Below are 4,193 nucleotides of genomic sequence, written 5' to 3' on the forward strand. Positions count from 1 at the left end.
TGGGGGGCGGGCGCGTGGGGGGCTGCAGGCGGGGGCGCGGGGGGGCGTCCGGGTGCAGGCGGGGGGGGGGCGGGGGGGGGGGTTACAGGCGGGCGGCGGCGATCTCGGCGAGGGCGGCGGCGAGCCGGTCGATCTCCTCGACCGTGTTGTAGTGGGCGATGCCGACGCGGATGGGGTCGGCGCCCTCGGGGAGCGCCTCGGGCATGCCGACTTCGTAGGCAAAGGTGTGCTTCCACACGCCGATGTCGCGCTCGGCCAGGCTGCGTGCGATGGACTCGGCCGACAGCCCGTTGATGGTGAGGAGGAAGGTCGGAACGCGGTCGACGAGCGCCGGACCGAGCACGCGCACCTCCGGTGGGAGGGTCGCGAGCAGGTGTGCGGCGAGCATCTCCTCGTACGGTGCGATGGCCGCGAAGCCGCCGATGGAGTCGAGGTAGTCATAGGTGGCGATGAGTCCGGCGAGCTGTTCGTAGGGGAGCGTGCCGGTTTCGAAGCGGGCGCCGAGCGGGTCGAGCGCGCGGGCGGCGACCTTGTAGGCGCGCCATTCGTTCGCGACGCCGGGTTCGACGTGGGCCATGCCGAGGTGCGGTCCGCAGAACTTGTAGGCGGAGCAGAGGATGACGTCGGCGCGAATGGCGCGGGCGTCGATGGCGCGGTGGGCGGCATAGTGCACGGCGTCGACCCAGGAGATGGCGCCGACGGAGTGCGCGATGTCGGCGATCTCGCGGGCCTGCGCGATGGATCCGACCGTGTTCGCGGCCAGGGGGAACGCGATCACCCGGGTGCGGTCGGTGACGAGGCTGCGCAGGTGGTCGAGGTCGATGAGCAGGTCGTCGGTGAGGTTCGCGACCTTGACGACGAAGCCGCGGTCGATGGCGAGTTCGTTCCACGGCGCGACGCTGCCCTCGTGGTCGAGCCGGGTGACGATGATCTCGTCACCCGCGGAGAAACCCCGGGCGGCCGCGCGAGTGAGGGCGAAGTTGACGGTGGTCATGCTGCCGCCGAGCACGATGTTCGCGGCATCCCCACCCAGGAATGCGGCGGTGCGTTCGCGGGCCGCGTCGACCAGCGCGGAGAGCTCGTCGCTGAGCGGGTAGTAGCCGCCGATGTTGCCGGACCCCTCACGCATCTGGCGCGCGATGGCGTCGCCGACCTCGTCGGGCACCTGGCTGCCGGCGGGGGCGTCGAAGTAGGTGAAGCCGTCGTCGGTGAGGGCGCTGAAGCGGGCGCGAACGGCGGCGACGTCGAACGCTGGCGGCAGGGTGGCGGTGGTTTCGGCAGCGCGTGGGACGTCAGCGCTTTCGGGAACGACTGTGTCGCCGGGGTCGATTGTCTCGGTGCTCATCAGCCCCGGTGCACCGATCCGTCGACGCCGCCGATGCGTTCCAGCGCGGCGATGAACACGGCGGACGCGGGGTCTTCGATCACGTGGTGGTTGAGATAGACGCCCTCGAGCCACTCGAGGACCTCGGCCTGGGGCAGGCCGACCTCGTTCCAGTCGACGCCGGGAATGCTCGCGGTGCGCGGCTCCTCAGTACGCGGGTCCAGCCACGCCTTCGCGATAGGACGGTCGGGTTCTTCGTGCTGCGGATTCCACAGCAGTTCGATCGGGTGGTGGTCGCCGTCGATGTGGTTCTGCTCGACGCGCCCGGATCCGAGCCACGGCAGGGTGAGGATGGCGCCTTCGACGTCGATCTCGAGAAGGTCGAGCTGGGCTGGTTCGGTCTCGCAGACGTAGATGGTGAAGCCCTGGTCGTGCCACTCGGCCGCTTCGCCCGCGTTCTCTTCGAGCTCGGGCATTAGCGCGTGCACGTCAGCGGCGAACGCGAGTGCCCATTCGAGGATCGGCGCAGCATCCGCCCTCGCAAAGGGGCTGCGGTTCGACGTTTCGCCGCTCACGTTGTGAAAGTGGTAGTCGATGCCGTCGTCGGTGACGTCGAGGTGCAGCTGCCCGCGCGGGTACTCGACCGACACGGCGGTGGTCTGGGTTTCGTCATCCCATTCGGCGTCGAGGTCTGGATGCTGCAGGGCCCGGGGCAGCGGAAGGGTGGCGGCTCGCTTCGGCCCCAGATTCAGCACGACCTGCAACCTCGAAGTGGGCAGGCGGAGTCTTTCGTCAGTCACGGAGACCAGTGTGCCACCTCCCCAGCGGCCACCTGCCACACTTGATGCACCATGCGCACACTGCTGAACATCATCTGGTTGCTCCTGTCGGGGTTCGCGCTCTTTGTGGGATACATGGTGGCGGCGGCCATCATGTTCGTGTTGATCATCACCATTCCGTGGGGCTTCGCGGCGGCGCGGATCGGAATCTATGCACTCTGGCCGTTCGGCAAGACTGTGGTGGACAAGCCGACGGCCGGCACCGGTGCGCTCATCGGCAACGTGATCTGGGTGATCCTGGCCGGCGTGTGGATCGCGATCGGACACATCCTCAGCGGCATCGCGCTGTGCGTGACGATCATCGGCATCCCGTTCGGCATCGCGAACTTCAAGATGGTGCCGGTGGCGCTGATGCCGCTCGGCAAGGAGATAGTCGACCTTCCGTAGGGACTACCCCTCCACAACTGGGGTGCAGGCGCTGTGGCATCCATTCACCCTGTCTTCGGACACATCCTGGAAGGTGACGAGTAGCCTCGAGTAATGGTTCCAACGGTGCATCGGGTCGAGGGGGCCCTGATCAAGTGGAACCCGTCGCGAGGCTTCGGTTTCATCGCGCCGACCGGTGGTGGGCGTGACCTGTTCGTGCACATCTCGGAGTTTCCGGCGGGAACCCGGGTGCCACGCGTGGGCGAGCTGCTGACGTTCGAAGTGATTACGACACCCGAGGGCAAGCAGCGGGCGACCGTGGTGGCGCGGCTGGGGGAGCAGGTCATGGCGAGGGCGCCGGCCAGGCGGCTCACCGGGCGGCGGAGCCTCGTCGGGTACGTGGCGATCGCCGCGTTCGCGCTGCTGTTCGCCGTGCTGATGGTGGAGCGCGAGCTGCCGCCATGGGTGATCGTTCTCTATGTCGGCACGAGCATCATTTCGTACGTTCTCTATGCGGCCGACAAGGCGGCGGCGCGGGATCGGGGCTGGCGCACACCCGAGAGCACGTTGCTGGCGTTCGGGCTGATCGGCGGGTGGCCGGGAGCCGTGCTCGCGCAGCAGATTCTGCGACATAAGACCCGCAAGGCACGATTCCAGGTGGCGTTCTGGGGGACTGTGGCGCTGAATGTGATCGCGCTCGTAGTGTTCAGCGCGGCGGGGTGGTTGGGGTAGGAGGAGTGCGGTGGCCCCCGGTCGCGGGGATGGGCTGAGCGTGGCTCATGTGATGTGCTGACGGGGACGAACGGCGGAACCCATGACACTGACATCCATTCGACAGCGTATGCCGGCGGAATCGTTGGTCAAGCGGGTCATGGCCGATTACGCCGACCTGAGGCCCCAGGGGTTTCTCGCGCGTCTGTTCGGCATCGCGCCGATCAGCGACGACATGCGGCCCTGGTATGTCGGGGCCCTCGGCGAGCTCGAAGTGGGACGGATGCTGGGCGCACTGCCCGCGGAATACACCGTGTTCCACTCGCTGCCCGTCGGCACGGGTGAGTCGGATATCGATCATCTCGTGGTCGGACCCGGCGGAGTATTCACCATCAACACCAAGCACCACGCAGACAAGAGGGTGTGGGTGGCGGGCACGACCGTGATGGTGTCGGGTCAACGGCAGCCGTATATCCGTAATTCGACGCACGAAGCGAAGCGGGTCACGACGCTGCTCCGGCGTTCGATTCCGGAGGCGCCGGCCGCCCGGGCCGTGGTCGCGATCGTGGCGCCGCGGCAGATTCGGGTGAAGTCGGCCCCGTCGGAGGTGACGGTTCTCGACGCCGCGCGGCTGCGGCGGTGGCTGCTGAAGCGGCCGGTCGTACTGACTCCGGAGGAGGTGAGTCGCACGGTCGCGGCGCTTGGGGTGCCCGAGCTGTGGCGGGACGAACCCGCGGTCGAGGCCGCGACGTTCGAACGGTTCGGCGAGCTGCGGCGCGCGATGCGATCGGCGCGGCGGGTGCGGCTGACCTGGGTGCTCGGATTGATCGGCGGGTGGCTCATCGCGGTACCGGCGTATGGCCCCGCGGTCATTTCGCGAGTGCTGTCGGTCGTGTTCGGGGTGCCGGTGGGCTAAGGGTGTGGGCTGGGGGTGGTGCGGGGCGGCTCGGGGC

Annotated in this window: 5 protein-coding genes; 3 read left to right on the forward strand and 2 right to left on the reverse strand. The window is 68.3% G+C overall.

Annotation, left to right across the window (positions count from 1 at the left end; all coding sequences use genetic code 11):
- Positions 1-82: 82 nt before the first annotated feature.
- Positions 83-1,345: an aminotransferase class V-fold PLP-dependent enzyme gene (locus G5S38_RS15145; protein WP_165070411.1), complete on the reverse strand. Its 1,263-nt coding sequence runs from the start codon at positions 1,343-1,345 to the stop codon at positions 83-85.
- Positions 1,345-2,124, reverse strand: coding sequence for a hypothetical protein (locus G5S38_RS15150; protein ID WP_165070415.1), 780 nt, complete (start codon positions 2,122-2,124; stop codon positions 1,345-1,347). Before G5S38_RS15150 ends, G5S38_RS15145 begins: the two co-directional genes overlap by 1 nt.
- A gap of 51 nt (positions 2,125-2,175) precedes the next feature.
- On the opposite strand from G5S38_RS15150, the gene G5S38_RS15155 reads away from it, so the two are divergent.
- The 3 genes from G5S38_RS15155 (at position 2,176) to G5S38_RS15165 (ending at position 4,156) form a co-directional block, all read left to right on the forward strand.
- On the forward strand, positions 2,176-2,550 hold the full coding sequence (locus G5S38_RS15155) for a YccF domain-containing protein (RefSeq protein ID WP_165070417.1): 375 nt from the start codon (positions 2,176-2,178) through the stop codon (positions 2,548-2,550).
- Between the two features lie 93 nt (positions 2,551-2,643).
- Positions 2,644-3,261: a DUF1294 domain-containing protein gene (locus G5S38_RS15160; protein ID WP_165070419.1), complete on the forward strand. Its 618-nt coding sequence runs from the start codon at positions 2,644-2,646 to the stop codon at positions 3,259-3,261.
- An 82-nt stretch (positions 3,262-3,343) separates the two neighbouring features.
- Positions 3,344-4,156, forward strand: a complete 813-nt coding sequence (locus G5S38_RS15165) for a nuclease-related domain-containing protein (RefSeq protein WP_165070421.1) — start codon at positions 3,344-3,346, stop codon at positions 4,154-4,156.
- Positions 4,157-4,193 lie beyond the last annotated feature (37 nt).

Origin of the sequence: Marisediminicola senii, assembly GCF_011057645.1 — a bacterium.
Lineage (GTDB): Bacteria > Actinomycetota > Actinomycetes > Actinomycetales > Microbacteriaceae > Marisediminicola > Marisediminicola senii.